Raw genomic sequence first — 26,270 nt, forward strand, 5'->3', positions numbered from 1 at the left:
ATTAACCCTTTAAGCGTATCATACTACCAGCGCTCTGCCGCCTGACGATCGCTGTCGCGCGCGTCAACCCAGCGTTCGCCTTCCGGCGTGGCCTCACGCTTCCAGAACGGCGCGCGGGTTTTCAGATAATCCATAATGAATTCGCCGGCGGCAAAGGCGCTGCTGCGGTGCGCGCTGGTGACGCCGACAAACACAATCTCTTCGCCCGGCCACATTTCACCGATGCGGTGAATCACCGTGACCCGCCCCAGCGGCCAGCGCTCGCGCGCCAGTTCGACAATCTCCGCCAGCGATTTTTCGGTCATGCCCGGATAGTGTTCGAGGGTCAGCGCCTTCACGCTCTCGCCAAGATTGTGGTTACGCACTTTGCCGGTGAAGGTGACGACGGCGCCGTCCTCATCGCGCTCGGCAAGCCACGGATATTCGTCGCCAACGCGAAAGCGCGCCGGGCTGACGATAATGCGGGTTTGCGTCATCTCAGCCTCCCGTAACCGGCGGGAAAAACGCCACTTCGTCGCCGGCGGTGACCGGATGATCAAAACTGGTCAGCGTCTGGTTCACCGCCGCCAGCAGCTTGCCCTCTTCCAGCGCCAGCGCCCAGCGGTCGCCGCGGGCAATGAGCTGACGGCGAACCGCCTCCACCGTCGCGGCCTCGCTCGCGTCGAGGGTTAACGCATCGGTGCCCACCAGCTCGCGCACCTGGGCAAAAAACAGAACCTTAATCATGAGCATCGTCCGCCTTAAAGTCGCCGGATTTACCGCCGCTTTTCGCCAGCAGGCGCAGCGGGCCGATCGTCATATCTTTTTGCACGGCTTTGCACATATCGTAAATCGTCAGCGCCGCCACGGAGGCCGCGGTCAGCGCCTCCATCTCCACGCCGGTTTTCCCGGTCAGCCGACAGAGGGATTCGATCCGCACCCGGCTATGTTCAGGCTGCGCCTGCAGGTTAACCTCCACTTTACTTAGCATCAGCGGATGGCACAGCGGGATCAGCTCCCACGTCCGCTTCGCCGCCTGGATCCCGGCAATGCGGGCGGTGGCGAAAACGTCACCCTTGTGGTGGCTGCCGTCGATAATCATCGCCAGCGTGGTCGCCTGCATGTCGACAAATACTTCAGCCCGCGCCTCGCGAACCGTTTCGGCCTTCGCCGAGACGTCGACCATGTGCGCCTCGCCGGCGGCGTTAATATGGGTCAGTTGTGACATAAATTATTTCTTCAAATGAGGGATAAAGTTACACGGGCGGGTGCGGGCATCGAGCTGGGGCGCAATGATATTTTCCCACGCGGTGCGGCAGGCTTTGGTCGAACCGGGCATCGCGAAAATAAGCGTGCCGTTGGCCACGCCGGCAACGGCGCGGGACTGCAGCGTCGAGGTGCCGATCTCTTCAAAAGAGAGCATGCGGAACACCTCGCCAAAGCCTTCAACTTCCCGATCAAACAGCGGCAGCAGCGCTTCCGGAGCCTGATCGCCTTCGGTAAAGCCGGTCCCGCCGGTAATGAGCACCACCTGAACGTCGTCGCTGGCAATCCACGCCGAAACCCGGGCGCGAATGGCGTAGCGGTTCTCTTTCACAATCGCCTTATCCATAACCGCATGCCCCGCTTCCTGCGCCGCGTCGCGCAGCCAGTGGCCAGAGGTATCGTCCTCTTCGCCACGGCGGCTGGAAACGGTGAGAATAGCAATACGGGTCGGGATAAACTCAGCGCTGGCCTGACTCATCTGTTCGCTCCTTTAGAATCAATTATCCGCCAATATACGACAGGTTTTGCGTAATACCGGTGTTGCCCTGATGCAGGAAATGGGTTTGTTTTTTATGGGTTAATGCTTCGGAGATGCGCGCTTCCAGCACCGCCTGCTGGCAGTCCTCGGCCAGCAGATCGCGTAGATCTACGCCGCCGTCGCCGAACAGGCACAGATGCAGCTTGCCCACGGAGGAGACGCGCAGGCGGTTGCAGGTGGCGCAGAAGTCTTTTTCATAGGGCATGATCAGGCCGATCTCTCCGGCGTAGTCCGGATGACAGAAGACCTGAGCCGGGCCGTCGCTGCGCTGGCTGATCTGGTGGATCCAGCCGCGTCTGAGCAGCTCGTCGCGCAGCACCATGCCGGAGATATGGTGCCGGCGAAACAGGTCGCTGCCCTCTCCGGTTTCCATCAGTTCAATAAAGCGCAGCTGAATACGGCGCGGCTGGATCCAGGCGAGGAAGGTGTCGAGCTGGTGGTGGTTCACATCGCGCATCAGCACGGTGTTGACCTTCACTTTCTCAAAGCCGGCGGCGAAGGCGGCATCGATGCCGTCCATCACCTGCTGAAATTTATCCTGCCCGGTGATGGCGTGAAACTGGCGGGCGTCGAGGCTGTCCACGCTGACGTTGATGGCCGTCAGCCCGGCGTCGCGCCAGCGTTCGACGTCCCGCGCCAGGCGATAGCCGTTGGTGGTGACCGCAATCTGCCGAATGGCGCTGTTTTCACGTACGGCGGCGATAACGTCGGCGAAATCGCGGCGCAGCGAGGGTTCACCGCCGGTCAGGCGCACCTTTTCGGTGCCGAGGGCGGAAAACGCGCGCGTCACGCGGCGCACTTCATCTACGCTGAGAAAGCCTTTATTGGTCACCGAGCCGGGCTTGTAGCCGTCCGGGAGACAGTAGGTGCAACGAAAGTTACACACGTCGGTAATCGACAGGCGCAAGTAGTAAAACTTACGCGCAAATGCATCGGTAAGCTGTGAGGCCATATACACCTTTCCAAGTACGGGAGACGCGGTCATTTCTTCCCACGCCCTGGTGACAAGCTGAGCTGTCACGGCCAAAGCACCATATCTTGCGACACAGGCACAGAGGCTAGAGTGTTAACTGGTTTATGCCGATAGTAGCGCGGAAACGACCGTTTCGCCATTTTCGATTTCGCTATATAATTATGTATATATCGCTACGATCGTGCATTTTCGTAACAGAATAGCCAAAATTCAGGGTTTTGCATTGATGTCGGTCAGTTTGTCAGGATCGGAGCATCGTCTTTTAGGGGTAGATCGGTTACTGTGAGCCCGTTCATTTGAGATAAGGAATTAGTATGCGCAATCGGACTTTCGCCGACCTCGATCGGGTAGTGGCTCTTGGCGGAGGGCATGGTTTGGGCCGGGTGATGTCGTCACTCTCATCGCTCGGATCGCGCCTGACCGGCATCGTCACCACCACCGATAACGGCGGATCGACGGGGCGTATTCGCCGTGCCGAAGGCGGCATTGCCTGGGGGGATATGCGCAACTGTATTAACCAGCTGATCGCCGAACCCAGCGTGGCATCCGCCATGTTTGAGTACCGTTTTGCCGGTAACGGCGAACTTTCCGGGCATAACCTCGGAAATCTGATGTTAAAGGCCCTCGATCACCTCAGCGTCAGGCCCTTAGAGGCGATTAATTTAATCAGAAACCTGCTAAAAGTTGACGTATTTCTGATACCGATGTCCGAACAACCGGTGGACCTGATGGCGATTGACGACGAAGGCCACGAAGTTTATGGCGAAGTCAATATCGACCAGCTTCCCCGCGTGCCGCGCGAGCTGATGCTGACGCCGCCGGTTCCCGCTACCCGCGAAGCGGTTGCGGCGATCGCCGAAGCCGATCTCATTCTGATCGGCCCCGGCAGCTTCTACACCAGCCTGCTGCCTATTTTGCTGCTCGACGATATGGCGCAGGCGCTGCGCCGCACGCCGGCACCGATGGTTTTTATCGACAACCTCGGCAAAGAGCACAGCCCGGCCGCCACCCTGACGCTGGCGGACCGCATCGCGATTATGGAGCACCACGTGGGCAAGCGGGTGATTGATGCCGTGGTCGTCGGACCAAAGGCCGATATCCGCGGCCTTGAAGACCGGATGGTCATCCAGACGCCGCTGGATGCCAGCGACGTGCCCTATCGCCACGATCGCCTGCTGCTGCGCAACGCGCTGGAAAAAGCGATTCAGATACCCGGCTAATTCCGAATGGCTGCATAGCGTGGGGAGCATCGACTCCCCACATTAAAATCTTAAGGTTGTCTTAAAATAGACGTGGCAGCATAGCGAGCATGTTTTCACCAGGACTTTTGCTATGTCGTTATTTCCACTGCGTCGACCGGTAGTGAGCCGCACGGTTTACCTGATTCTCTTTGCCGCCTACGTCGGGCTATTCCTCAATATCGCCTTCTACCACCAGGTCTTCACCCTGCTGCCGGTCAATAACCTGCATAGCTGGCTGGTGTTCCTCAGCATGCCGCTGGTCGCCTTCAGCGTGATGAATATCCTCACTACCCTGGCCTCTTTTCTGAAGCTCGACCGGGTCGTTATCACCCTGTTTATTCTGCTTAGCGCCTCGGCGCAGTATTTTATCTGGACCTTCGGGGTCATTATCGACCGGGCGATGATCGCCAACATTCTGGATACCACGCCGGCGGAGAGCTTCGCCCTGATGTCGGGCAGCATGGTGCTGACGCTCGGGCTTTCCGGCGTGCTGGCGGTACTGGCGGCCTGGTGGATTAAGGTGCGTAAGCCGAAAACCTTCGCCCGCGGCGTCGCCGTGCGGCTGCTCAACGTGGCGCTGTCGGCTCTCCTTATCATGCTGATTGCCGCCCTGTTTTATAAAGATTACGCCTCGGTGTTCCGCAATAATAAAGAGCTGGTGAAGTCGCTGAGCCCGTCAAACAGCATCGTGGCGATCAATTCGTGGTATGCACACAATAAGATGGACAATCTGCCGCTGGTCAAAATTGGCGAAGATGCGCAGCAGAAGCCGCAAATGCGCGACGGGCCGCGAAAAAACCTGACCATTCTGGTGCTGGGTGAGACCTCGCGGGCGCAAAATTTCTCCCTCGGCGGCTACCCCCGCGAAACCAACCCGCGCCTGCAGCAGGATAACGTTATCTATTTTCCCGACACCACCTCCTGCGGTACCGCCACCGCCGTTTCCGTGCCGTGCATGTTCTCCAACATGCCGCGCGAGCACTATGATGAAGAGCTGGCGCATCACCAGGAGGGCGTGCTGGACATTCTGCAGCGCGCCGGTATTCAGGTATTGTGGAACGACAACGACGGCGGCTGTAAAGGCGCCTGCGATCGCGTTCCGCATCAGAACGTCACCGATCTCAAACTGACGGGCCAGTGCATCGACGGCGAGTGCTACGATGAGGTCTTATTCCATAATCTGGAAAGCTACATCGACGGTTTGCAACAGGACGGCATTATCGTTCTGCACACTATCGGCAGCCACGGCCCGACGTACTACAATCGCTACCCGGCTGAATTCAAAAAATTCACCCCAACCTGCGATACCAACGAAATTCAGGGCTGCACGCAGCAGCAGCTGACCAACACCTACGACAACACCATTTTGTACGTCGATTACGTGGTGGATAAGGCCATCAAGCTGCTGCAGTCAAAGCAGGATAAATTTACCACCAGCCTGGTCTATCTTTCCGACCACGGCGAGTCGCTGGGGGAAGATGGCGTGTATCTGCACGGGCTGCCGTGGTCCATCGCGCCGGATACGCAAAAGCACGTTCCGATGCTGATGTGGCTGTCGCAGGATTACCAGCAGCGCTACGGCGTCTCCAGCCGGTGCCTGCAGCAAAAGGCAAAAACGGCGCCCTATTCGCAGGATAACTTGTTCTCCACCCTGCTCGGCCTGCTCGGGGTCAATACCCGCGAATACCGGCCGTCAGACGATATTTTAACGCCATGCATAAGCGAGGCCGGCAGATGAAAATCTTAGTCATTGAAGACGACGCGCTCCTGTTACAGGGATTAATTCTGGCCATGCAGAGCGAAGGATACGCCTGCGACGGCGTCGCCAGCGCGCATGAGGCCGCGCTGTCGCTGGCCAGCAACCACTACAGCCTGGTGGTCCTCGACCTCGGGCTGCCGGATGAGGACGGCCTGCACTTCCTCGCGCGGATGCGGCGGGAGAAATTCAGCCAGCCGGTGCTGATCCTTACCGCCCGCGATACCGTCGAAGACCGCATCGACGGTCTCGATACCGGCGCCGACGACTATCTGGTGAAGCCCTTTGCGCTGGAGGAGCTTAACGCCCGCATCCGCGCGCTGCTCCGCCGCCACAATAACCAGGGCGACAGCGAAATGGTGGTCGGCAACCTGCGCCTCAATATCACCCGCCGTCAGGTGTGGCTGGGCGGGGATTCGCTGGAGCTGACGCCAAAAGAGTACTCCCTGCTGTCGCGCCTGATGATGAAGGCGGGCAGTCCGGTACATCGGGAAATTCTCTACAACGATATCTACAGCTGGGATAACGAGCCGGCGACCAATACCCTCGAGGTCCATATCCACAACCTGCGCGATAAGGTCGGTAAAGCGCGGATCCGTACCGTCAGGGGCTTTGGCTATATGCTGGTGAACAATACCGAATCGGAGTCATAAAGAGATGCCGCTGTTAGCCACCGAAAAATGGACCATGCGCTTTCGCCTGCTGCTGACCATCGGCACGATTCTGGCGGTCTGCCAGATTATCAGCGTGTTCTGGCTGTGGCATGAAAGCAAGGAGCAGATTCAGCTGCTGGTGGCCAGCGCCATCGAGGGGCACAACAACCAGAAGCACGTTGAGCACGAGGTGCGGGAAGCGGTCGCCAGCCTGCTGATCCCAAGCCTGCTGATTATCGGCCTCGCGCTCTATATCAGCCTGCTGGCGGTGAAAAAGATAACCCGCCCGCTCTCTCGCCTGCAGAGCGAACTGGAGAACCGCACCCCGGATAACCTCCAGCCTATCGAGCTCAGCGAGTCGGTGCCGGAAGTGACCGCCGTAACCACCGCGCTGAATCAGCTGGTATCGCGCCTCAACCTGACGCTCGACCGCGAACGCCTGTTTACCGCCGACGTGGCCCACGAGCTGCGCACGCCGCTGGCCGGGCTGCGCCTGCACCTCGAGCTGCTGGCCAAAGTGCACGGGGTTGGGGTCGATCCGCTTATTCAGCGCCTCGATCAGATGACCAACAGCATCTCACAGCTCCTGCAGCTGGCCCGCGTAGGGCAGTCGTTTTCCGCCGGTAGCTACCAGCAGGTGCAGCTGATGGAGGATGTCGTTGAGCCGCTCGAGGAGGAGCTGGAAGCGATGCTGGCGCCGCGCCGGCAAAAGCTTGAGATAGCCGGTGCGGACGAGGAGGTGATGGTGTCCGGCGACGCCACGCTGCTGCGCGTGGTGCTGCGCAATCTGGTGGAGAATGCGCACCGCTATAGCCCGACGGACTCAACGATCCGCGTCTCGATTCAGGCGGGGGCAACGCCGATTCTGGCGGTGGAGGATGAAGGGCCGGGAATTGATGAAGCGAAAAGCGGCGAGCTGAGCAAAGCGTTTGTCCGCATGGACAGCCGCTACGGCGGCATTGGTCTGGGATTAAGCATCGTCACCCGTATCGCCCAGCTGCACGATACCCAGTTCTTTTTGCATAACCGCCAGCCGGGCCCCGGCGTTCGCGCCTGGGTGCTTTTCCCGAGGCCGTCGCGTCAGAAGGTCAGCACCCACTGATGGAAGAAGGCAACGACGATAATAAAGGCGCAGGTAATGGCCAGATATTGGCGAAAGTGTAGTTTTTGCATGGTGCTATCCTCATTAGAATGAAGATAGTGTCCCCGAACAAGATTAAGTGGATATTAAGAGCCGGCCCAGCCGGGCTATTTTATTTGCCAGTTTGGCGCCAGGCAGCCCTCGCATCCGCAGGCGCTGCCCGTCGATCGCCACCGCTGCGCCCGGTCAGAGCCCGGTCTGGCCACAGCATAGACGCCCGGCGCGACGGCCTACGACGCGGCGATAAACAGATCCCGCAGCTTATGCAGCTGGTCGCGGATCTGGGCCGCCTCTTCGAACTCCAGGTTCTGCGCATGCTGCATCATCTGCCCTTCCAGCTCGTGAATTCGCTGCTGCAGCGCTTTTGGCGTCAGCACCGGCGTATCCGCCTCGACCGGTGAACGCGACTTGCCGCGCCCCTTGGCCTTGGTCTTCGCCAGGCCGCTGCCCAGCGCCAGGATATCGACCACCTTCTTATTCAGGCCCTGCGGGGTGATGCCGTGCTCTTCGTTATAGCGCTGCTGCTTCTCGCGACGGCGTTCGGTTTCGCTGATGGCCTTCGCCATCGAGGCGGTGATCCTGTCGCCATAGAGAATCGCCTTACCGTTGATGTTACGCGCCGCACGGCCGATGGTCTGGATCAGCGAGCGCTCGGAGCGCAGAAAGCCCTCTTTGTCGGCATCAAGGATTGCCACCAGCGAGACCTCCGGCATATCCAGCCCTTCACGCAGCAGGTTGATGCCGACCAGCACGTCAAACTCGCCGAGGCGCAGATCGCGGATGATCTCCATACGCTCGACGGTGTCGATATCCGAATGCAGATAGCGCACGCGCTCGCCGTGCTCCTCGAGGTACTCGGTGAGGTCTTCGGCCATCCGCTTGGTCAGGGTCGTCACCAGCACGCGCTCGTTGATGGCGGCGCGCAGGCGAATCTCCGACAGCAGATCGTCGACCTGGGTCCCCACCGGGCGCACTTCGATAACCGGGTCAAGCAGGCCGGTCGGTCGGACCACCTGATCGACCACCTCATCGCCGGATTTATCCAGCTCGTAGGCGCCGGGCGTCGCCGAAACGTAGATGGTCTGCGGCGCCAGTGCCTCAAACTCTTCAAACTTCATCGGGCGGTTATCCAGCGCCGACGGCAGGCGGAAACCGTACTCCACCAGCGTCTCTTTACGCGCCCGGTCGCCGCGGTACATCCCGCCGATTTGCGGAATGGTCACGTGGGACTCATCGATAACCAGCAGGCCATCCGCCGGCAGGTAGTCGAACAGGGTCGGCGGCGGCTCGCCCGGCCCGCGCCCGGAAAGATAGCGCGAGTAGTTTTCAATCCCCGAGCAGTAGCCCAGCTCGTTCATCATTTCGAGGTCGAACTGGGTACGCTGGCTCAGGCGCTGCTCTTCCAGCAGCTTGTTGTTTTCCAGCAGCACTTTACGCCGCTCCGCCAGCTCGACTTTTATCTCTTCCATCGCCTGAACGATTCGCTCGCGCGGGGTAACGTAGTGCGTTTTCGGGTAGATGGTATAGCGCGGGATGGACGACTCAACCTGCCCGGTCAGCGGGTCAAAGAGCGACAGGCGCTCAACTTCTTCATCAAACAGCTCAATACGCAGGGCAATATCGTCTGACTCCGCCGGGAAGACGTCAATGACCTCCCCGCGAACGCGGAAGGTCCCGCGCTGGAAAGCCTGATCGTTACGGGTGTACTGCAGCTCCGCGAGGCGGCGCAGAATGGCCCGCTGGTCAATCAGCATGCCGGTGGTCAGGTGCAGCATCATCTTCAGGTACAGATCAGGATCGCCGAGGCCATAAATCGCCGAGACCGAGGCCACCACGATGACGTCGCGGCGCTCCAGCAGCGCCTTGGTTGCCGACAGGCGCATCTGTTCAATATGTTCGTTGACCGAGGCGTCCTTCTCGATGAAGGTGTCCGAGCTCGGCACGTAGGCTTCAGGCTGGTAGTAGTCGTAGTAGGAGACGAAATACTCGACGGCATTCTCCGGGAAAAACTCCTTCATTTCGCCATACAGCTGCGCCGCCAGGGTCTTGTTGGGCGCGAGGACCATCGTTGGACGCTGCAGATCGGCAATGACGTTAGCGATGGTGAAGGTTTTACCCGACCCGGTTACCCCCAGCAGCGTTTGGTGCGCCAGGCCATCTTCCAGCCCCTCTTCGAGGCGACGAATGGCTTCTGGCTGATCGCCAGAGGGACGGAAAGCGGAATGCAGCGTGAACGTTTTACTCATATGTCTGACCCTGAAGGAGGATGAAGCGCCCGGCGCGAAACGGCAGGTGTTTAATTCTACCCGTCGCCAGCGCTTTTGCCAATAAATAATACTGGATATAAAACCAGTATCATATTACTGTTTGCCCTGTAGACCTTGCCCCGGGCGGCCGCATTTGGGCAAAAAAAGCGCGCCATGCGGAATAATCCGCCACTGTGTAAGGTTATCCCCAGAAAATTTTGTCATTTAACATTTGTCAAGCAAGGCGATGAATCTTTTATGGCAGCAGGTGACACTTTCCTTACAGCCATTGATTTTATACAACCAATTGATATTAAATAAAATTTAATAAAAGATGGGTTTCGCGCCAATTCAGCCGCAGGCCGCGTAATCTCTAGCTTACCGCAAGTTCTCTAACTCTAATACACAAGGTTATCCACAGGAATAGTGGATAACTCGCTGCAGGCCATGACCTCCGCCACCCGGCCAAAATTGCCCGCTGGCAAAAATCACGCGGCTAAAAAATATTATTGAATTATTTTTGATATTTATCAGCTAAGGACGCCCGCCTTTTTGCTGCTTTCTGCACCACGTTTCACGCCGTTTAGCACCGGGAAAGTGCAGCCGCTTCGCTGTTCCCTGCCGGCGGTGGCCGCCGCGACCTGCGCTGGCGGAAAAATGCCGTCACTTCTTTTTCCTGGCAAGAGATTTGCAGAATGTTTGTCTCGCTCGCCGTCGTCAAAAAGGAGAAAACGTCTATGTTGAGTCTACGCGCCGTCAATCAGTACTATGGAAGCCAGCACACGCTGTGGAACGTCGATCTTGAGCTCAGGTCAGGAGAGTGTACCTGCGTGATGGGAAGTCAGGGAATGGGGAAAACCACGCTGGTCAACTGCATTACCGGGAACCTCCCGGTCGCCAGCGGCAGCATCACCTGGCAGGAGCGCGGCGCGCCGCCCTGCGACCTGATGCCGCTCTCCGCCCATTCACGCAGCGTCATCGGCATCGGCTACGTGCCGCAGGACCGGCGCATCTTTTCGCAGCTCAGCGTAGAGGAGAATCTGCATATTGCGCTGGCGGCCGGAGGCACGCCCGGCGCCGTGGTGAATAGCGAGATTTACGATCTCTTTCCGCAGCTCTACGCCCTGCGCCAGAGCAAAGGCGCCGCGCTCTCGGAAGACGACAGGTACCAGCTGGCGCTGGCGAGGGCGCTGATCGTCCGACCGCGCCTGTTGATACTCGATGAGCCATCGCGCGGGAGCGGGCAGCACTTTATGCATAAGCTGGGGGATCTGCTGGTGCGCCTGAATCGGGATATCGGTTTAACGGTGCTGCTCGCCGAGCAGCACCTGCCGTTCATTCGCCGGGTGGCCGACCGCTTCTGCCTGCTACACCGCGGGCGCAGCGTGGCGCAGGGCGACGTTATACAGCTGGATGAGCCGCTGCTGGCGCAGTGGATGACGCCCGATCCAGCGCGCTAAGATCGAGGTACTGGCCGAGGTCTTCCCGCCGGGATGCCTCCTCCAGCCACGGGATCTCGCCCAGCATGGGCGCGGGCAGCAGCCGTTTGAGGGTCGCGAGGTATTCGCTATGCCGCTTCCCCGGCGGCTGGACGTCGTTGGCAATCCAGCCCACCAGCGGCAGCCCTGCCTGGCGCACCGCCTGCGCCGTCAGCAGGGCATGATTAATGCAGCCCAGCTTTATTCCTACCACCAGAATCACCGGCAGCCGCTCTTCCTGCACCCAGTCGGCAAAGCTCAGGGTTTCAGACAGCGGCGTAAACCAGCCCCCAGCCCCTTCCACCAGCAGCCAGTCGGCCAGCGGCTCCAGCTCGCGCAGCCCGGCGGAGAGCGCGGCGGCGGTAATGGGGCGCCCCTCATCGGCGCTGATAATATGCGGCGAAGTGGGTTCAGCGAAGGTTAACGGGTTAACCTGCTCGTAGCTCAGCGCCACGCGGCTGTTGCGCTGCAGGGCCAGGGCGTCGTCGTTGCGCAGGCCCTGCGCCGTGTACTCGCTGCCGGAGGCCACCGGCTTATAGCCGGCGCTGTTCCGACCCCGCAGGTTTGCCGCCTGCAGCAGGGCGCAGCTGCTCACCGTTTTGCCGACTTCAGTATCGGTTCCGGTGACGAAATAACGCTCAATCACGTTCAATTACTCCTGTAAAAAGATGGTAGGTCAGCGGGCACTGCCCGTGCCGTTTCGGCCACGCCAGCTGAAGCTGCTGCAGCTTTGTGCGACTCAGCGGTGCCGCGCTGCGTCCCTGGTGTAAATGGGTGGCGCCGATCCCCTTTAGCGAACGCATTGCGCACAGGGCGTCGGGGAACGGCAGCGTCACGGCATGCACCTGCGCCTCGCCCCGCCAGCCGCTCATCACGCTGCGTACCGCCTGCTCGCTGAGGAAACGATTGGCGTGCGGATGCCGGTCAATCGTCGCCCAGGCCTGGTTGAGCTCGGGGAGCGAACCGGCCAACAGAGTGGTGAAGGCCACCCGTCCGCCGGGACGCACCACCCGATACAGCTCAGCCAGCGCGGCGCCGAGGTCGTCGCACCACTGCACCGCCAGATTACTCCACGCCAGGTCCACGCAGACCGCCGGCAGCGGCAGGGATTCAATATCGCCCTCGACGTAGCCGTGCGCGACCTGCTGGCGCCGGGCCTCCGCCAGCATATCAACGGAGATATCCAGCGCGGTGACGCGGCTGCCCGCCTCGCGCCAGTAGCGGCTCATGCTGCCTGGGCCACAGCCCGCGTCCAGAACCTCGGCAAAGCGCCGGCCGCCAAGCTGGCGCAGCAGCAGCCCGGCGCTGCGCCGCTGCAGCTCATCGTGCTGCGTATAGCGGCTCGCCGCCCGGCCGAAGGCGGCGGCCACCGCGCGTTTATTCACCGCCGTCATGCAGGACCTCCAGCAGACGCTCAATATCCGCCGATTCATGGGCCGCGCTCAGGGTCAGCCGCAGCCGGGCGCTGCCGACCGGCACCGTCGGCGGGCGGATCGCCGTCGCCCAGCAGCCCTGCTCGCGCAGGCGCGCTGCCAGGCGCAGAGCCCGCGCATTGTCTCCAACGATCAGCGGCTGAATGGCGCTGGTCGATTCGGTAAGCTGCCCAGGATAGTCGCGCATACCGTCCCTGAACTGGGCAATCCGGCAGGCCAGCGCCTCTCGCCGCCGCTGGCCCTCATCGCCGCGAATCGCGCGCAGCGCGGCGCTGAGCGCAACGGCCTGGGCCGGCGGCATGGCGGTGCTGTAAATCAGATGGCGGGCAAACTGCAGCAGATAATCCGCCAGCGCCTCGCTGCACAGTACCGCCGCACCGCTGACGCCAAAGGCCTTGCCGAAGGTCACCACCAGCAGCTCAGGGTGAACGTTTTGCGCGTCGCAGCTGCCCCTCCCCTCGTCGCCCAGCACGCCAATGCCGTGGGCATCATCGACCAGCAGCCAGCCGCCGGCTTCGGCGGTGATCTGCTGAATGGGGCCGAGGGGCGCGCTATCGCCGTCCATGCTGAAGACGCCTTCGGTGATCGTCAGCTGCTGGCCCGCCAGCGGTTTCTCCAGCAGCGCTTTCAGCTGCTGAACGTCGTTGTGCTGAAAGCGCCGCAGCTGCGCCGGGCTGAAGCTGGCCGCTTCCAGCAGCGAAGCGTGGCTCAGACGGTCCGCTACCGCGCGATCGTCCTTGCCGAGCAGGGCGGCAATCAGCGCCTGGTTAGCGGCAAAACCGGAGATAAACAGCAGCGCGCGCGGATAGCCCAGCCAGTCGGCCAGCGCCTCCTCCAGCTGACGATGCGCGTCGCTGTAGCCGCTAACGTGGCCCGAGCCGCCGCTGCCGACGCCGTAGCGCTCGGCGCCCTGCTGCCAGGCGGCAACGATCTGCGGATGCTGGCTCAGGCCCAGATAATCGTTGCTGGAAAAGTTGAGCCAGCGCTGCCCCTCATGAGTCAGCCAACGCCCGGCACCCTGCGCCACCGGCTGGCGAGAGCGGAAAGCATCCGCCTGCCGCCGTTCGCTCAGCGCCTGCTCGATGCGTTGCTGCCAGCTCATAGCGCCGCCGCGTTGTAATATTCCTCGGTATCGGGGTTGTTTAGCGCCTGCTCCAGACGCTGCTGCTGCTCGTTATCGCCTTCCAGCACCGCCGTCTGCTGCGGGTTAAGCCCCAGCTTGCGGAACAGCTGCAGGTCCTTATCCTCTTCCGGGTTCGGCGTCGTCAGCAGCTTGCAGCCGTAGAAAATGGAGTTGGCCCCGGCCATAAAGCACATCGCCTGGGTCTGTTCGTTCATCTGCTCGCGGCCGGCGGAGAGGCGCACGTAGGAGGTTGGCATCATGATGCGCGCCACCGCAATGGTGCGGATAAAGTCAAACGCGTCGACGTCATCGTTTTCAGCCAGCGGCGTGCCCTTCACCTTCACCAGCATGTTGATGGGCACGCTTTCCGGCGGCGTCGGCAGGTTGGCCAGCTGCAGCAGCAGTCCGGCGCGATCTTTTTCCGTTTCGCCCAGCCCGACGATGCCGCCGGAGCACACCTTAATGCCCGCCCCGCGCACCTTGCCGAGGGTATCGAGGCGCTCCTGGTAGGTGCGGGTGGTAATGATATTGCCGTAGAACTCCGGAGAGGTATCGAGGTTGTGGTTGTAGTAGTCGAGACCGGCACCGGCAAGGCGCTGCGCCTGGCTATCGGTCAGGGTGCCGAGGGTCATACAGGACTCCAGCCCCATCGCCTTCACCCCTTTGACCATCTGCTCAAGATAGGGCATATCGCGGTCATTCGGATTCTTCCACGCCGCGCCCATGCAGAAACGGGTCGAACCGGCATTTTTGGCCTGCCGCGCCGACTCCAGCACCTGTTCAACCTCCATCAGACGCTCGGACTCAAGGCCGGTTTTATAGCGCGCGCTCTGCGGGCAGTATTTACAGTCTTCCGGGCAGGCGCCGGTCTTAATCGACAGCAGCGTGCTGACCTGCACCTGGCGCGGGTCAAAGTGCTGGCGATGGATCTGCTGGGCTTCGAACAGCAGATCCAGCAGTGGTTTATTAAATAACTCGGTGACTTGCGACATTGTCCAGCGTGCGTGGTGAGCCATTGGCTTCTCCAAAGGGTTTTGTTAACTGTCGGTTCGGTTTATACTCGTAAACCTAAATGTTTTCAAAATGGTTTACAAGTCGCTTATGACAATGGACGATCTCGCCTTCGATCGGCGCCACATCTGGCACCCCTACACTTCCATGACCTCTCCCCTGCCGGTTTACCCGGTGGAATCCGCCCACGGCTGCGAGCTTTCACTGGCCGGCGGCGAACGGCTGATTGACGGCATGTCGTCATGGTGGGCGGCGATCCACGGCTACAACCATCCGCGGCTGAATGCGGCGATGAAAGCGCAGATCGACCAGATGTCGCACGTGATGTTTGGCGGCATCACCCACCCCTCGGCGGTTGCGCTCTGCCGCCAGCTGGTGGCGATGACGCCGCCCTCGCTGGAGTGCGTGTTCCTTGCCGACTCCGGTTCCGTGGCGGTCGAAGTGGCGATGAAAATGGCTCTGCAGTACTGGCAGGCAAAGGGCGAACCGCGCCGGCGTTTTCTCACCTTCCGCAACGGCTATCACGGCGACACCTTCGGCGCGATGTCGGTGTGCGATCCGGACAACTCCATGCACAGCCTGTGGCAGGGCTATCTGCCGGACAACCTGTTCGCGCCGGCGCCGCAAAGCCGCTTTGACGGCGAGTGGGACGAGCTCGACATGGTTCCCTTTGCCCGCCTGATGGCCGCCCATCGCCATGAAATTGCCGCGGTGATCCTCGAACCCATCGTGCAGGGCGCCGGCGGAATGCGGATGTACCATCCGGAGTGGTTAAGGCGCATCCGTAAGATGTGCGATCGCGAAGGTATCCTGCTGATTGCCGATGAGATTGCCACCGGCTTTGGCCGTACCGGTAAGCTGTTTGCCTGCGAACATGCGGGCATCGCATCGGATATACTGTGCCTCGGCAAAGCGCTGACCGGCGGAACCATGACGCTCTCCGCGACGCTGACCACCCGCACGGTCGCGGAGACCATCAGCAACGGCGAGGCCGGCTGCTTTATGCACGGCCCGACCTTTATGGGCAACCCGCTGGCCTGCGCGGTGGCCGCAGAGAGCCTGAACCTGCTGGCAAGCGGCGAGTGGCAGACCCAGGTTGCCGCCATCGAAGCGCAGCTGAAGGCCGAGCTGGCGCCGGCGCGCGACTCCGGGCTGGTGGCCGACGTGCGCGTGCTCGGCGCGATTGGCGTGGTAGAAACCCGCCGTCCGGTGAACATGGCCGCCCTGCAGCGCTTCTTCGTGGAGCAAGGCGTATGGGTGCGCCCGTTCGGCAAGCTTATCTACCTGATGCCGCCGTATATCATTAGCGCCGAACAGCTGACGCGCCTGACCCGGGCGGTTAACGCCGCGGTGCTGGAAGAAACATTTTTTAGCGATTAAGAGACGGTAATGCCGCGCCCTGCGCGCTACACTTCTTTGCCAATCAGGCGATTAACTTGAGGAGAGACGATGAAACTCATCAGTCATGATTTGCAGGATGGCGAGAAGCTGCCCAACCGTCATGTATTCAACGGTATGGGCTACGCGGGGGACAATATTTCACCGCATCTGACGTGGGATGATGTGCCGGCGGGCTGCAAAAGCTTTGTGGTGACCTGCTACGATCCCGACGCGCCGACCGGCTCCGGCTGGTGGCACTGGATTGTGGCGAACCTCCCTGCCGATACGCGCGTGCTGCCCCAGGGCGCCGGTTCCGGCCTGGCGCCGCTGCCCGAAGAGGCGGTTCAGACCCGCACCGATTTCGGTCAGACGGGCTACGGCGGCGCGGCGCCGCCGAAGGGTGAAAGTCATCGCTACATCTTTACGGTGCACGCGCTGGACGTTGATAAAATTGAGGTCGATGAAGGCGCAAGCGGCGCGATGGTCGGTTTTAACGTCCATTTCCACAGCCTCGGCAGCGCCTCAATAACCGCCCTGTTTAGCTAAACTCGGCGCTTCCCCGGGCCAGCGCTCACGCCTGGTCCGGGCCTATCTGATTACTGCTCCGTCACCGCGACAACCGCGTTTTTGCGCACTCGCGCATACCACACCACCGTCAGCAGACCCAGCCAGACCAGGCCGGCGATCAGCGCAATGCGCGTCTCTTCCACCATTCCCAGCACCGCAATCACCAGCCCCATAAACAGCAGGGTCAGCAGCGGCGCCACCGGCCAGAACGGCACCGGGAACTCGATATTGCGCCGCTCCTCCGCCGACAGGCCGCGGCGCATCGCAAAGTGGGCCAGCAGGATCATCAGCCAGACCCACACCGTGGCAAACGCCGCCAGCGAGGCGATGAGCACGAAGATCTGCTCCGGCATCAGGTAGTTCAGCACCACCGCCGCCAGCAGCGCCACGCCCATCACCACCACCGTCATCCACGGCACGCCGTTGCTGGCGATGCGCTGGAAGCTTTTCGGCGCCATGCCCTCTTTCGCCATGCCGTACATCATGCGGCCCGCGCCAAATATATCGCTGTTGATGGCCGAAATGCTGGCGCTAATGACGATAATATTGAGGATTGTCGCCGCCGCCGGAATGCCCAGGCCGCTGAAGATCAGTACAAACGGGCTGCCCTGCTCGCCAAAGCTGTTCCACGGGAAAATAGCCATCAGGATCGCCAGCGTGCAGACGTAGAACAGCACGATGCGCAGCGGGATGGTATTGATTGCCTGCGGGATCACCTTTTTCGGGTCCTGCGCCTCTGCGGCGGTGACGCCAATGATTTCGACCCCGCCGAAGGCAAACATCACAATCCCCAGCGAAGCGATAATCCCCTGCCAGCCGTTCGGCGCAAAGCCGCCGTGGCTCCACAGATTCTCCAGCCCCGTCGCCGGAAAGGCGTTGCCAAAGCCAAAGAAGATGATGGCGCCGCCCGCCGCGATCATCGCAATTATGGCCACCACTTTAATCAGCGAGAGCCAAAACTCCATCTCGCCAAAAATTCGCACGTGGCACAGGTTCATCGCGCCGATGAAAAAGATAATGCTCAGCACCCAGATCCAGCGCGGGACGTCGGGATACCACAGTCCCATATAGATCCCAAACGCGGTCACGTCGGCGAGGGCCACAATGACCATTTCGAAGGTGTAGGTCCAGCCGGTGATAAACCCGGCCAGCGGGCCGAGATACTGGCGCGCATAGCTGCCGAAGGATCCGGAAACGGGGTTGCGCACCGCCATTTCCCCCAGCGCACGCATCACGATAAAGACCGCCGCGCCGCCGATAAGATAGGCCAGCAGCACCGCCGGACCGGCGGCCTTGATGGCGGCGGCCGACCCGTAGAACAGCCCGGTGCCGATGGCGGAACCGAGCGCGATAAAGCGAATATGGCGAGCGTTCAGCCCGCGCAGCAGATGTGGCTTTTGTTGCGATTGTTGTTGCATATGCAAGTGTCCTGATAATTTTTATACGACGACAAATATGCGTGTAGGACGGTCGGGGGGAAGGCATCCCCCCGACGCGGGTACAGAGAACAGCGAATGGTTAGTTGTGATCGGGCAGTACGGCAGGCAGCAGTCGCGTCAGGTGACGCGCGGCCAAAAGCTCAATAGCGTTTTCAATATCCGGCGCGAAGAAGCGGTCTTCGGTGTAGTGCGATACGCGCTCGCGCAGCAGATGACGCGCCTTTTCCAGCAGCGGGCTGCTGGTAAGACCCTCGCGCATATCCAGCCCCTGAACGGAGGCCAGCCACTCGACGGCCAGCACGCCGCGGGTGTTTTCCGCCATCGCCCACAGGCGACGACCGGCGGCCGGGGCCATCGAAACGTGATCCTCCTGGTTCGCGGAGGTCGGCAGGCTATCAACGCTATGCGGGTGGGAAAGCGCTTTGTTTTCGCTGGCTAACGCCGCCGCGGTGACCTGGGCAATCATAAAGCCGGAGTTGACGCCGCCGTTTTTCACGAGGAACGGCGGCAGCTGCGACATATGGCTGTCCATCATCAGCGCGATGCGGCGCTCGGAGAGCGAGCCGATTTCGGCAATCGCCAGGGCGATGTTGTCCGCCGCCATCGCCACCGGCTCGGCGTGGAAGTTGCCGCCGGAAATCACCTCATTCTCGCTGGCAAACACCAGCGGGTTGTCGGAGACCGCGTTGGCCTCAACCAACAGCACTTCCGCCGCCTGACGGATCTGCGTCAGGCAGGCGCCCATCACCTGCGGCTGACAGCGCAGAGAGTACGGGTCCTGCACCTTGGTGCAGCCGTGGTGCGACTGAGAAATCGCGCTGTCGTCGGTCAGCACGTGGCGGTAGAGCGCGGCGGCGTCAATCTGCCCGCGCTGGCCGCGAGCCTCGTGGATACGCGAGTCAAACGGACGACGCGAGCCCAGCGCCGCTTCGGTGGTTAGCGCGCCGCACACCACCGCGGAGGTAAACAGGTCTTCGGCTTCAAACAGGCCGCGCAGCGCGAACGCCGTCGAAGCCTGGGTGCCGTTAAGCAGCGCCAGCCCCTCTTTCGCCGCCAGGGTAATCGGCCTGAGGCCGGCTTTTTCCAGCGCCTGCGCGGCCGGCATCCACTCACCCTGCCAGCGGGCTTTCCCTTCTCCCAGCAGCGTCAGCGACATATGCGCCAGCGGCGCCAGATCGCCGGATGCTCCCACCGAGCCTTTCGCCGGGATCCACGGCGTAACGCCTTTGTTCACCAGCTCCGCCAGCGCCTGGATCACGCTCAGACGAATGCCGGAAAAGCCGCGGGAGAGGCTGTTAATCTTCAGCACCATGATCAGGCGCGCCATCGCCTCATCCAGCGGCTCGCCGATACCGGCGGCGTGGGAGAGCACCAGCGAGCGCTGCAGGTTTTCAAGATCTTCGGTCGAGATGCGGGTTTGCGCCAGCAGGCCAAAACCGGTGTTGATGCCGTAAGCGGTGCGCCCTTCCGCGAGGATCGCGTTGACGCAGGCCACGCTCTCATCAATCGCCGCAAAGGCGCGCTCGTCGAGCACGACGTTCAGCGGGTGGCTATAGATATCGCGCAGCTGCGTCAGGCTCAGTTGGCCGGGAATAAGAGTTAAAGTTTTCATTTCAGCGTTGCCCCTGCGTTGCTGACACCATAGGAAGATTCAGTCCTTGTTCCGCTGAGCATTCAATCGCAATCTCATAGCCCGCATCCGCGTGACGCATCACGCCGGTTGCCGGGTCGTTATGCAGAACGCGAGCGATTCGCGCGGCCGCTTCGTCGGTTCCGTCGCAGACGATAACCATTCCGGAGTGCTGAGAGAAGCCCATGCCAACGCCGCCGCCGTGGTGCAGAGAGACCCAGGTCGCGCCGCTGGCCGTATTCAGCAGGGCGTTAAGCAGCGGCCAGTCGGACACCGCGTCGGAGCCATCGCGCATCGATTCGGTTTCGCGGTTCGGGCTGGCCACCGATCCGGAATCCAGGTGGTCGCGACCGATAACGATCGGCGCGGAGACTTCGCCGCTGCGGACCATTTCGTTAAAGGCCAGGCCCAGCTTCTGGCGCCACTCGAGGCCAACCCAGCAGATACGCGCCGGCAGGCCCTGGAAGCTGATGCGCTCGCGCGCCATATCCAGCCAGTGGTGCAGATGCTTGTCGTCTTTGACAATCTCTTTCACTTTGGCATCGGTCTTATAAATATCCTGCGGGTCGCCGGAGAGCGCCACCCAGCGGAACGGGCCGATACCGCGGCAGAACAGCGGGCGAATATAGGCGGGCACGAAGCCCGGGAAGTCGAAGGCCTTGGCGACGCCCATTTCCTGAGCCATCTGGCGAATGTTATTGCCGTAGTCGAAGGTCGGAATGCCCATCTCATGGAAGGCCAGCATGGCCTGAACGTGGTCGGCCATCGAGCGTTTGGCGGCCTGAATGGTGCCCTGCGGGTCGGAGACCGCTTTTTCCTGATACTCTTCCCAGCTCCAGCCTTTCGGCAGATAGCCGTGCAGCGGGTCGTGGGCGCTGGTCTGGTCGGTGACCATGTCCGGGCGCACGCCGCGTTTTACCATTTCCGGCACGATGTCGGCGGCGTTGCCGCACAGCGCGATAGAGACGGCGCGGCCTTCAGCGGTATATTTCTTGATGCGGGCCAGGGCGTCATCCAGCGACGTCGCCTGCTCGTCAACGTAGCGGGTACGCAGGCGGAAATCGATACGGCTCTGCTGGCACTCAATGTTCAGCGAGCAGGCGCCCGCCAGGGTCGCGGCCAGCGGCTGCGCGCCGCCCATTCCGCCCAGGCCGGCGGTGAGTACCCAGCGGCCTTTCAGGCTGCCCTCGTAGTGCTGGCGGCCGGCTTCGACGAAGGTTTCGTAGGTGCCCTGCACGATGCCCTGGCTGCCGATATAAATCCAGCTTCCGGCGGTCATCTGGCCGTACATGGCCAGGCCTTTGGCGTCGAGTTCGTTGAAGTGCTCCCAGGTCGCCCAGTGCGGGACCAGGTTAGAGTTGGCGATCAGCACGCGGGGTGAATTTTCATGGGTTTTAAATACGCCTACCGGCTTGCCGGACTGCACCAAAAGGGTCTCATCGTTTTCCAGGTTTTTCAGCGCCTTCACGATAGCGTCATAGCATTCCCAGTTACGCGCCGCGCGTCCAATGCCGCCGTAAACCACCAGCTCATGCGGGTTTTCGGCGACGTCCGGATCGAGGTTATTCATTAACATACGCAGCGGCGCTTCGGTCAGCCAGCTCTTCGCACTCAGCGTCGTGCCTCGCGGTGCACGGACGTCCAGCTGGCGGTATTTGCTTTGCGACATCGGGGTTTCTCCTGACTATTAACGTTGTTTACGTAGATACATATACTTGTCTATACAACTCTACGCAAGCCAGGATTTAACAGAAATGATACAATTTTGTTATATTGCGTCAGCAATCACGCTTTTGCCGACGCGCTGAGGATCAGGAGCCGAAGCGTCCCTGCAGGCGATAGCGGCTGCCGGGAAACAGCAGGCGGGCGTGGGAAACAATATGCGTCGTCGACCAGGTGCGGCGACGAATCATCAGGCAGGGATCCTGGGCATGAATGTGCAGCAGCTCGCACTCCTTCGCGCTCGCCTGCACCGCTTCGACAATATGCTCCCCCTCGGTTAGCGGGGCTATCAGCGACAGGTAGTCGTGCGGCGTGGTGGCGGTGTAGTCCTGGCGCAAATAGTCCGGCACCACGGTGGCGTTGACGCAGCGGTCCTCAATTTGTACCGGCACGTCGTTTTCGAAATGCACCATCAGGGAGTGAAATATCCGCGTGCCTTCGGCGACGTTGAGCGCCGCCGCCTGAATAAGGTCGGCCTGGGTCTCTTCCAGCAGCAGCACCTCACAGCGGTGCAGGTGGTGGCGGGAGACGATTTCATCGGCGATGCTGCGGACTTCAAACAGCGCCGACTGCCCCTTCGGCTCCGCCACGAAGGTCCCCACGCCCTGCAGGCGCACCAGCAGGCCTTCGTCGGTGAGCTCGCGAAGCGCCCGGTTGATGGTCATACGGCTAAAACCAAACTGCGCCACCAGCTCCGCTTCCGAAGGGATGCGATCGTGCGGGCGCCAGACGCCGCTTTGGATCTTTTCGCTGATCGCCTGCTTCACCTTTTCATAGAACGGTGCCGGCGCGGAGCGAGATTGCTGTGAAAACATAGCCTGGCTTTCCTTATTCTCAATGGGCGGCGAAACGATCAGAATATACTGAATCGTCAGCGCCACCAATGGGCGATTTGCCATGCCAGCCGGGCCGCCGTGCGGGCGCCCTGGCTATCGATGTCAAACTGCGGATTAAACTCCACCAGATCCACCGCCTGCAGCTTGCCGCTGCGGCACAGCGGTTCAACGATGCGCAGCAGCGTGGTCAGCGGCACGCCCAGCGCCGCGGGAGCCGAGACCGCCGGCATTTCGCGGGCCGGCATGACGTCAAGGTCGATGGTCAGGTAGAGGCGATCGTAGAGGGCGATTTGGCGCGCGATTTCCGGCGCAACCCGTTCGTCATAGGCCTGCAGAACGTCCAGATCCTCAATGACCCGCACCTCGCGACGCGCCGCTTCATCCCACAGGGCCTGGGTATTCGCCGCGCGGCTGGCGCCGATGCAGGCGTAGTGAAAGCCGCGCCCCTGCGCCTCGCACTCCAGCGCCAGCTGGCGGAACGGCGTCCCCGAGCTGGCCCGTTCGGCAAAGCGTAAATCGAGATGCGCGTCGAGGTTGATAATGCCGACCTTTTGGTCGGGGAACGCGTCCAGCACGCCGGCGCCGTGGCCAAAGGCCGTTTCGTGGCCCCCGCCCAGCACCAGAGTGCGTTTGCCGGCGCGCTGGCAGGCGGCCACCGCCTCGCGCAGCACCTGCTGAGCCTCCTCCAGCGCCTCGCCCATCACGCTAACGGTGCCCATATCCACGCAGCGGTCGTGGCCGCCGTGGCTGGCCATATTCGCCAGCGCCCGCCGCAGCGTCTCGGGCCCCTTTTCCGCTCCGGTACGCCCGAGGTTGCGCCGTACGCCCTCATCGCAGGCAAAGCCCAGCAGGGCAATGTCGCCCGGCTGCTCGTCGGGGGCGAAACGCTCCGCCCGCGCTATCGTTTGAAACAGGCGCAGCGCGTTGGCGGCTTCGCCGCTGTCGTCACGCCCTTGCCACAGCCCGGCGGGCGTCGGTTGCCACAGCTTCATTGCATCTCTCCTCGTACTACGCGATGCCAGAGCGGACTGCGCCCCGGTTCATACACCATCTCTACCGGATGTTCGGCGTCCCAGATGGCAAAATCGGCGACGAATCCCGCCGCCAGCTGGCCGTGGCTCGCCTGACGCCCCAGCGCCCTCGCCGCGTGGCGGGTCACGCCGGCCCACGCCTCCTCCGGCGTCAGACCGAACTTGACGCAGGCCATATTCATCGCCAGATGCAGGCTGGCAAAGGGGCTGGTGCCCGGGTTGTAGTCCGTCGCCACCGCCATCGGGACCTGATACTGCCGCAGCAGCTCTACCGGCGGCCGGCGGGTCTCGTTGAGGAAATAGAACGCGCCGGGCAGCAGCACCGCGACCGTCCCGCTGTGGCTCATCGCCGCCACGCCCTCTTCCGTCAGATATTCGATATGGTCGGCAGAGAGCCCGCGATAGCGGCTCACCAGCTGGGCGCCGCCGAGGGAGGAGAGCTGTTCGACGTGGCCTTTCAGCGGAATTCCGCGCGCCTGCGCCGCCTGGAATACGCGCTCGGTTTGCTGCGGGCTGAAGCCGACGTTTTCACAGAACACGTCGACGCTTTCAAACAGCCCCTCTTCCCACAGCACCGGCAGCAGCGTTTCGCAGACCAGGGTGATATAGCCGTCGGGGTCACCGTTATACTCCGGCGGCGTCGCGTGGGCGGAGAGCAGCGTGGCCGACAGCTCAAACACATTGCTTTCGCTCAGCCGTCGCGCCACGCGCAGCATCTTGCGTTCGCTTTCCAGATCCAGCCCGTAGCCGGACTTAATTTCAACCGTCGTCACCCCTTCACGCAGCAGGCGATCGAGGCGCGGCTGCGCCAGCGCCAGCAGCTGCGCTTCGCTGCTCTCGCGGGTGGCGCGCACCGTCGAGTTAATGCCGCCGCCGTTAGCGCTGATGGTCTGATAAGAGACGCCGTTGAGCCGCTGCTCCCACTCCTGCGCCCGGCTGCCGCCGAAGATCAGGTGGGTATGGCAATCAATCAGCCCCGGCGTCACCAGCCTGCCGCCAAGGTCAACGCTGCGCCCTGCCGGGGCGTCGTCTTCGGGGATCACGGCCTCAATCCGGCCATTGCGGACCAGCAGCGCGTGGCGATCCAGCAGGCCATAAGGCCGCGAGTCCTGTGGGTTCAACGTGGCGAGGCGGGCGTTTCGCCAGATAACGAGATCGGAAGTGGCTTCAGTCATAGCGGTCAGCTTGTCATGGGTTGTATAGACATTTATTTTCATTCCACCATGAATGTCAATAAAAGCAGGGATTATTGTTATTTTTTTGTGACTGCGAACGGCTCCGCCTGCGGGTGCAAAACAGCATAACGCTAACTTTTTGGCTCAGCGTCTTCCCGTTTTGCTCAACTTAGTATAAAAAAGCAGGTTTTAAAGAGCTTATCTATTCACACACCCCAAATAATTCGGCCCGTATCGAGGTGGCAGGCGCACGCTGCCAGCAAAGAAGCGGCTTGAAGTATGGCGGGTATAGCTAATTGATTCTTGCCCGGAGCAACATGAACACATTTTCAGTTTCCCGACTGACGCTGGCGCTGGCCTTCGGCGTGACGTTATCCGCCTGCAGCTCAACCCCTGCCGATCAGAAACCCTCTACCCAGGCAGCGCCGGGTACCGCCTCTCGCCCCGTTTTAAGCGCCGATGAAGCGAAGAATTTCCTGCCGGCGAGCTATTTCCAGTCGCTCAATCCGAACGCCGCGGCGTGGACGCCGGCGGCCATTGCCGCGCCGGCCCAGCCTGACTTCGTCGTCGGGCCTGCGGGGACTCAGGGCGTGACCCACACCACGATCCAGGCCGCCGTCGATGCGGCAATTGCCCGTCACTCTGACCGCCGTCAGTTCATTGCAATTATGCCGGGTGAATATACCGGTACCGTGTATGTCCCGGCCGCCCCCGGCGCGCTGACCCTCTACGGTACCGGCGAGAAGCCGCTGGATGTGAAAATTAGCCAGGCGATCGATTCAGAAATGGACGTCACCAGCTGGCGTCATCTGGTCAATCCGGCCGGAAAATATATGCCAGGCAAACCGGCGTGGTATATGTTCGACAGCTGCCAGAGCAAGCGTACGGCCACCGTCGGCGTGATGTGCTCTGCGGTCTTCTGGTCGCAGAATAACGGCCTGCAGCTGCAGAACCTGACCATCGCTAACAACCTCGGCGATAGCGTTGATGCCGGCACCCACCAGGCCGTCGCGCTGCGCAGCGATGGCGACCAGGTGCAGATTAACAACGTCAATATTCTCGGCCGCCAGAACACCTTCTTCGTGACCAACAGCGGCGTGCAGAACCGTCTGCAGAACGATCGCCAGACCCGCACGCTGGTCAGCAACAGCTATATTGAAGGCGACGTTGATATCGTTGCCGGCCGCGGCGCCGTTGTCTTTGATAACACCGATTTCCGCGTCGTGAATTCCCGCACGCAGAAAGAGGGCTACGTCTTTGCGCCGGCGACGCTGAAGAGCGTCACCTACGGCTTCCTCGCCATCAACAGCCGCTTCACCGCTTCCGGCGATGGCGTCGCGCAGCTGGGCCGCTCTCTGGACGTTGATAGCAACACCAACGGTCAGGTGGTTATCCGCGATAGCGTGATTAACGAAGGCTTTAATATCGCTAAGCCGTGGGCCGATGCGGCTGCCTCTAACCGCGCCTTCAGCGGTAATACCGGCGCGGTAGACGCCAAAGGCGTTGCGCAGCGTAACCTCAACGACGACGGCTTCAACCGCATGTGGGAATACAACAACCGCGGCGTGGGAAGCTTTATCGTGGCTGAACCTAAGCAGTAATCGTCCTGCCTAAAGGGGGGGAGCCGCTTCCCCCTTTGCCCTCCTCTTCCC

General features: G+C 61.4%; 24 protein-coding genes and 1 riboswitch. Of the genes, 8 read left to right on the forward strand and 16 right to left on the reverse strand.

Annotated features, from left to right (window positions below; translation table 11 throughout):
- Positions 1 to 23 precede the first annotated feature (23 nt).
- From moaE to moaA, 5 genes are all read right to left on the reverse strand, one after another.
- A complete protein-coding gene (gene moaE / locus M2416_RS03690; protein WP_041144688.1) occupies positions 24 to 476 on the reverse strand; it encodes a molybdopterin synthase catalytic subunit MoaE in 453 nt (150 codons plus the stop codon).
- A gap of 1 nt (position 477) precedes the next feature.
- Positions 478 to 726 carry a molybdopterin synthase sulfur carrier subunit gene (gene moaD / locus M2416_RS03695; RefSeq protein WP_076945475.1) on the reverse strand — a complete coding sequence of 83 codons (249 nt, stop codon included), beginning with the start codon at positions 724 to 726 and terminating at the stop codon, positions 478 to 480.
- Positions 719 to 1,207 carry a cyclic pyranopterin monophosphate synthase MoaC gene (gene moaC, locus M2416_RS03700; RefSeq protein WP_041144687.1) on the reverse strand — a complete coding sequence of 163 codons (489 nt, stop codon included), beginning with the start codon at positions 1,205 to 1,207 and terminating at the stop codon, positions 719 to 721. Before moaC ends, moaD begins: the two co-directional genes overlap by 8 nt.
- A 3-nt stretch (positions 1,208 to 1,210) precedes the next feature.
- On the reverse strand, positions 1,211 to 1,723 hold the full coding sequence (gene moaB, locus M2416_RS03705; protein ID WP_076944994.1) for a molybdenum cofactor biosynthesis protein B: 513 nt from the start codon (positions 1,721 to 1,723) through the stop codon (positions 1,211 to 1,213).
- 22 nt (positions 1,724 to 1,745) lie between these two features.
- Complete coding sequence (gene moaA, locus M2416_RS03710) at positions 1,746 to 2,735, reverse strand: GTP 3',8-cyclase MoaA (RefSeq protein ID WP_076944993.1); 990 nt, start codon at positions 2,733 to 2,735, stop codon at positions 1,746 to 1,748.
- Positions 2,723 to 2,861, reverse strand: a riboswitch (molybdenum cofactor riboswitch). It overlaps the preceding gene by 13 nt.
- Positions 2,862 to 3,070: 209 nt before the next feature.
- On the opposite strand from moaA, the gene yvcK reads away from it, so the two are divergent.
- The 4 genes from yvcK (at position 3,071) to pmrB (ending at position 7,508) form a co-directional block, all read left to right on the forward strand.
- Positions 3,071 to 3,976 (forward strand): uridine diphosphate-N-acetylglucosamine-binding protein YvcK, encoded by a 906-nt coding sequence (gene yvcK / locus M2416_RS03715; RefSeq protein ID WP_259222174.1) that lies wholly within the window; start codon positions 3,071 to 3,073, stop codon positions 3,974 to 3,976.
- 112 nt (positions 3,977 to 4,088) lie between these two features.
- A complete protein-coding gene (eptA, locus tag M2416_RS03720; RefSeq protein ID WP_259222175.1) occupies positions 4,089 to 5,735 on the forward strand; it encodes a phosphoethanolamine transferase EptA in 1,647 nt (548 codons plus the stop codon).
- A complete protein-coding gene (gene pmrA / locus M2416_RS03725) occupies positions 5,732 to 6,406 on the forward strand; it encodes a two-component system response regulator PmrA (RefSeq protein ID WP_045854540.1) in 675 nt (224 codons plus the stop codon). Before eptA ends, pmrA begins: the two co-directional genes overlap by 4 nt.
- A gap of 4 nt (positions 6,407 to 6,410) precedes the next feature.
- Entirely contained in the window at positions 6,411 to 7,508 is a 1,098-nt protein-coding gene (gene pmrB, locus M2416_RS03730) for a two-component system sensor histidine kinase PmrB (protein ID WP_076944989.1), read from the forward strand.
- A gap of 269 nt (positions 7,509 to 7,777) precedes the next feature.
- On the opposite strand, the gene uvrB is transcribed toward pmrB, so the two are convergent.
- Complete coding sequence (gene uvrB / locus M2416_RS03735) at positions 7,778 to 9,793, reverse strand: excinuclease ABC subunit UvrB (protein ID WP_041144680.1); 2,016 nt, start codon at positions 9,791 to 9,793, stop codon at positions 7,778 to 7,780.
- 737 nt (positions 9,794 to 10,530) lie between these two features.
- On the opposite strand from uvrB, the gene M2416_RS03740 reads away from it, so the two are divergent.
- Entirely contained in the window at positions 10,531 to 11,253 is a 723-nt protein-coding gene (locus M2416_RS03740; RefSeq protein WP_041144679.1) for an ABC transporter ATP-binding protein, read from the forward strand.
- Here the strand turns inward: M2416_RS03740 and bioD are convergent.
- The 4 genes from bioD to bioB are packed head-to-tail and all read right to left on the reverse strand — an operon-like array spanning position 11,195 to position 14,843.
- The gene (gene bioD / locus M2416_RS03745) at positions 11,195 to 11,917 is read right to left on the reverse strand and encodes a dethiobiotin synthase (protein WP_041144678.1); all 723 of its coding nucleotides are present in this window, start codon (positions 11,915 to 11,917) and stop codon (positions 11,195 to 11,197) included. The two genes, M2416_RS03740 and bioD, sit on opposite strands and share 59 nt — an antisense overlap.
- Positions 11,910 to 12,665, reverse strand: a complete 756-nt coding sequence (gene bioC, locus M2416_RS03750; protein ID WP_259222181.1) for a malonyl-ACP O-methyltransferase BioC — start codon at positions 12,663 to 12,665, stop codon at positions 11,910 to 11,912. Before bioC ends, bioD begins: the two co-directional genes overlap by 8 nt.
- A complete protein-coding gene (bioF, locus tag M2416_RS03755) occupies positions 12,649 to 13,806 on the reverse strand; it encodes an 8-amino-7-oxononanoate synthase (protein WP_076944985.1) in 1,158 nt (385 codons plus the stop codon). Before bioF ends, bioC begins: the two co-directional genes overlap by 17 nt.
- The gene (gene bioB, locus M2416_RS03760; RefSeq protein ID WP_071844899.1) at positions 13,803 to 14,843 is read right to left on the reverse strand and encodes a biotin synthase BioB; all 1,041 of its coding nucleotides are present in this window, start codon (positions 14,841 to 14,843) and stop codon (positions 13,803 to 13,805) included. Before bioB ends, bioF begins: the two co-directional genes overlap by 4 nt.
- 85 nt (positions 14,844 to 14,928) lie before the next feature.
- On the opposite strand from bioB, the gene bioA reads away from it, so the two are divergent.
- Together bioA and M2416_RS03770 are read left to right on the forward strand one after the other, a co-directional pair.
- Positions 14,929 to 16,218, forward strand: coding sequence for an adenosylmethionine--8-amino-7-oxononanoate transaminase (gene bioA / locus M2416_RS03765; RefSeq protein WP_259222184.1), 1,290 nt, complete (start codon positions 14,929 to 14,931; stop codon positions 16,216 to 16,218).
- Positions 16,219 to 16,287: 69 nt separating this feature from the next.
- The gene (locus M2416_RS03770) at positions 16,288 to 16,764 is read left to right on the forward strand and encodes a kinase inhibitor (RefSeq protein ID WP_041144674.1); all 477 of its coding nucleotides are present in this window, start codon (positions 16,288 to 16,290) and stop codon (positions 16,762 to 16,764) included.
- 50 nt (positions 16,765 to 16,814) lie between these two features.
- Here M2416_RS03770 and M2416_RS03775 read toward each other — a convergent pair whose 3' ends face one another.
- From M2416_RS03775 to hutI, 6 genes are all read right to left on the reverse strand, one after another.
- Entirely contained in the window at positions 16,815 to 18,203 is a 1,389-nt protein-coding gene (locus M2416_RS03775; protein WP_259222188.1) for an amino acid permease, read from the reverse strand.
- Positions 18,204 to 18,303: 100 nt separating this feature from the next.
- Positions 18,304 to 19,836 carry a histidine ammonia-lyase gene (gene hutH / locus M2416_RS03780; protein ID WP_143967529.1) on the reverse strand — a complete coding sequence of 511 codons (1,533 nt, stop codon included), beginning with the start codon at positions 19,834 to 19,836 and terminating at the stop codon, positions 18,304 to 18,306.
- Between the two features lies 1 nt (position 19,837).
- Entirely contained in the window at positions 19,838 to 21,523 is a 1,686-nt protein-coding gene (gene hutU, locus M2416_RS03785; protein WP_259222194.1) for a urocanate hydratase, read from the reverse strand.
- 142 nt (positions 21,524 to 21,665) lie between these two features.
- The gene (locus tag M2416_RS03790; RefSeq protein WP_259222196.1) at positions 21,666 to 22,391 is read right to left on the reverse strand and encodes a histidine utilization repressor; all 726 of its coding nucleotides are present in this window, start codon (positions 22,389 to 22,391) and stop codon (positions 21,666 to 21,668) included.
- A gap of 56 nt (positions 22,392 to 22,447) precedes the next feature.
- A complete protein-coding gene (hutG, locus tag M2416_RS03795; protein ID WP_259222198.1) occupies positions 22,448 to 23,404 on the reverse strand; it encodes a formimidoylglutamase in 957 nt (318 codons plus the stop codon).
- A complete protein-coding gene (hutI, locus tag M2416_RS03800) occupies positions 23,401 to 24,660 on the reverse strand; it encodes an imidazolonepropionase (protein WP_259222200.1) in 1,260 nt (419 codons plus the stop codon). Before hutI ends, hutG begins: the two co-directional genes overlap by 4 nt.
- Before the next feature lie 275 nt (positions 24,661 to 24,935).
- Between hutI and M2416_RS03805 the strand changes: the two genes are divergently transcribed.
- Complete coding sequence (locus M2416_RS03805) at positions 24,936 to 26,219, forward strand: putative acyl-CoA thioester hydrolase (protein WP_041144668.1); 1,284 nt, start codon at positions 24,936 to 24,938, stop codon at positions 26,217 to 26,219.
- Positions 26,220 to 26,270 lie beyond the last annotated feature (51 nt).

Origin of the sequence: Klebsiella sp. BIGb0132 (assembly GCF_024810075.1) — a bacterium.
GTDB lineage: Bacteria > Pseudomonadota > Gammaproteobacteria > Enterobacterales > Enterobacteriaceae > Klebsiella > Klebsiella terrigena.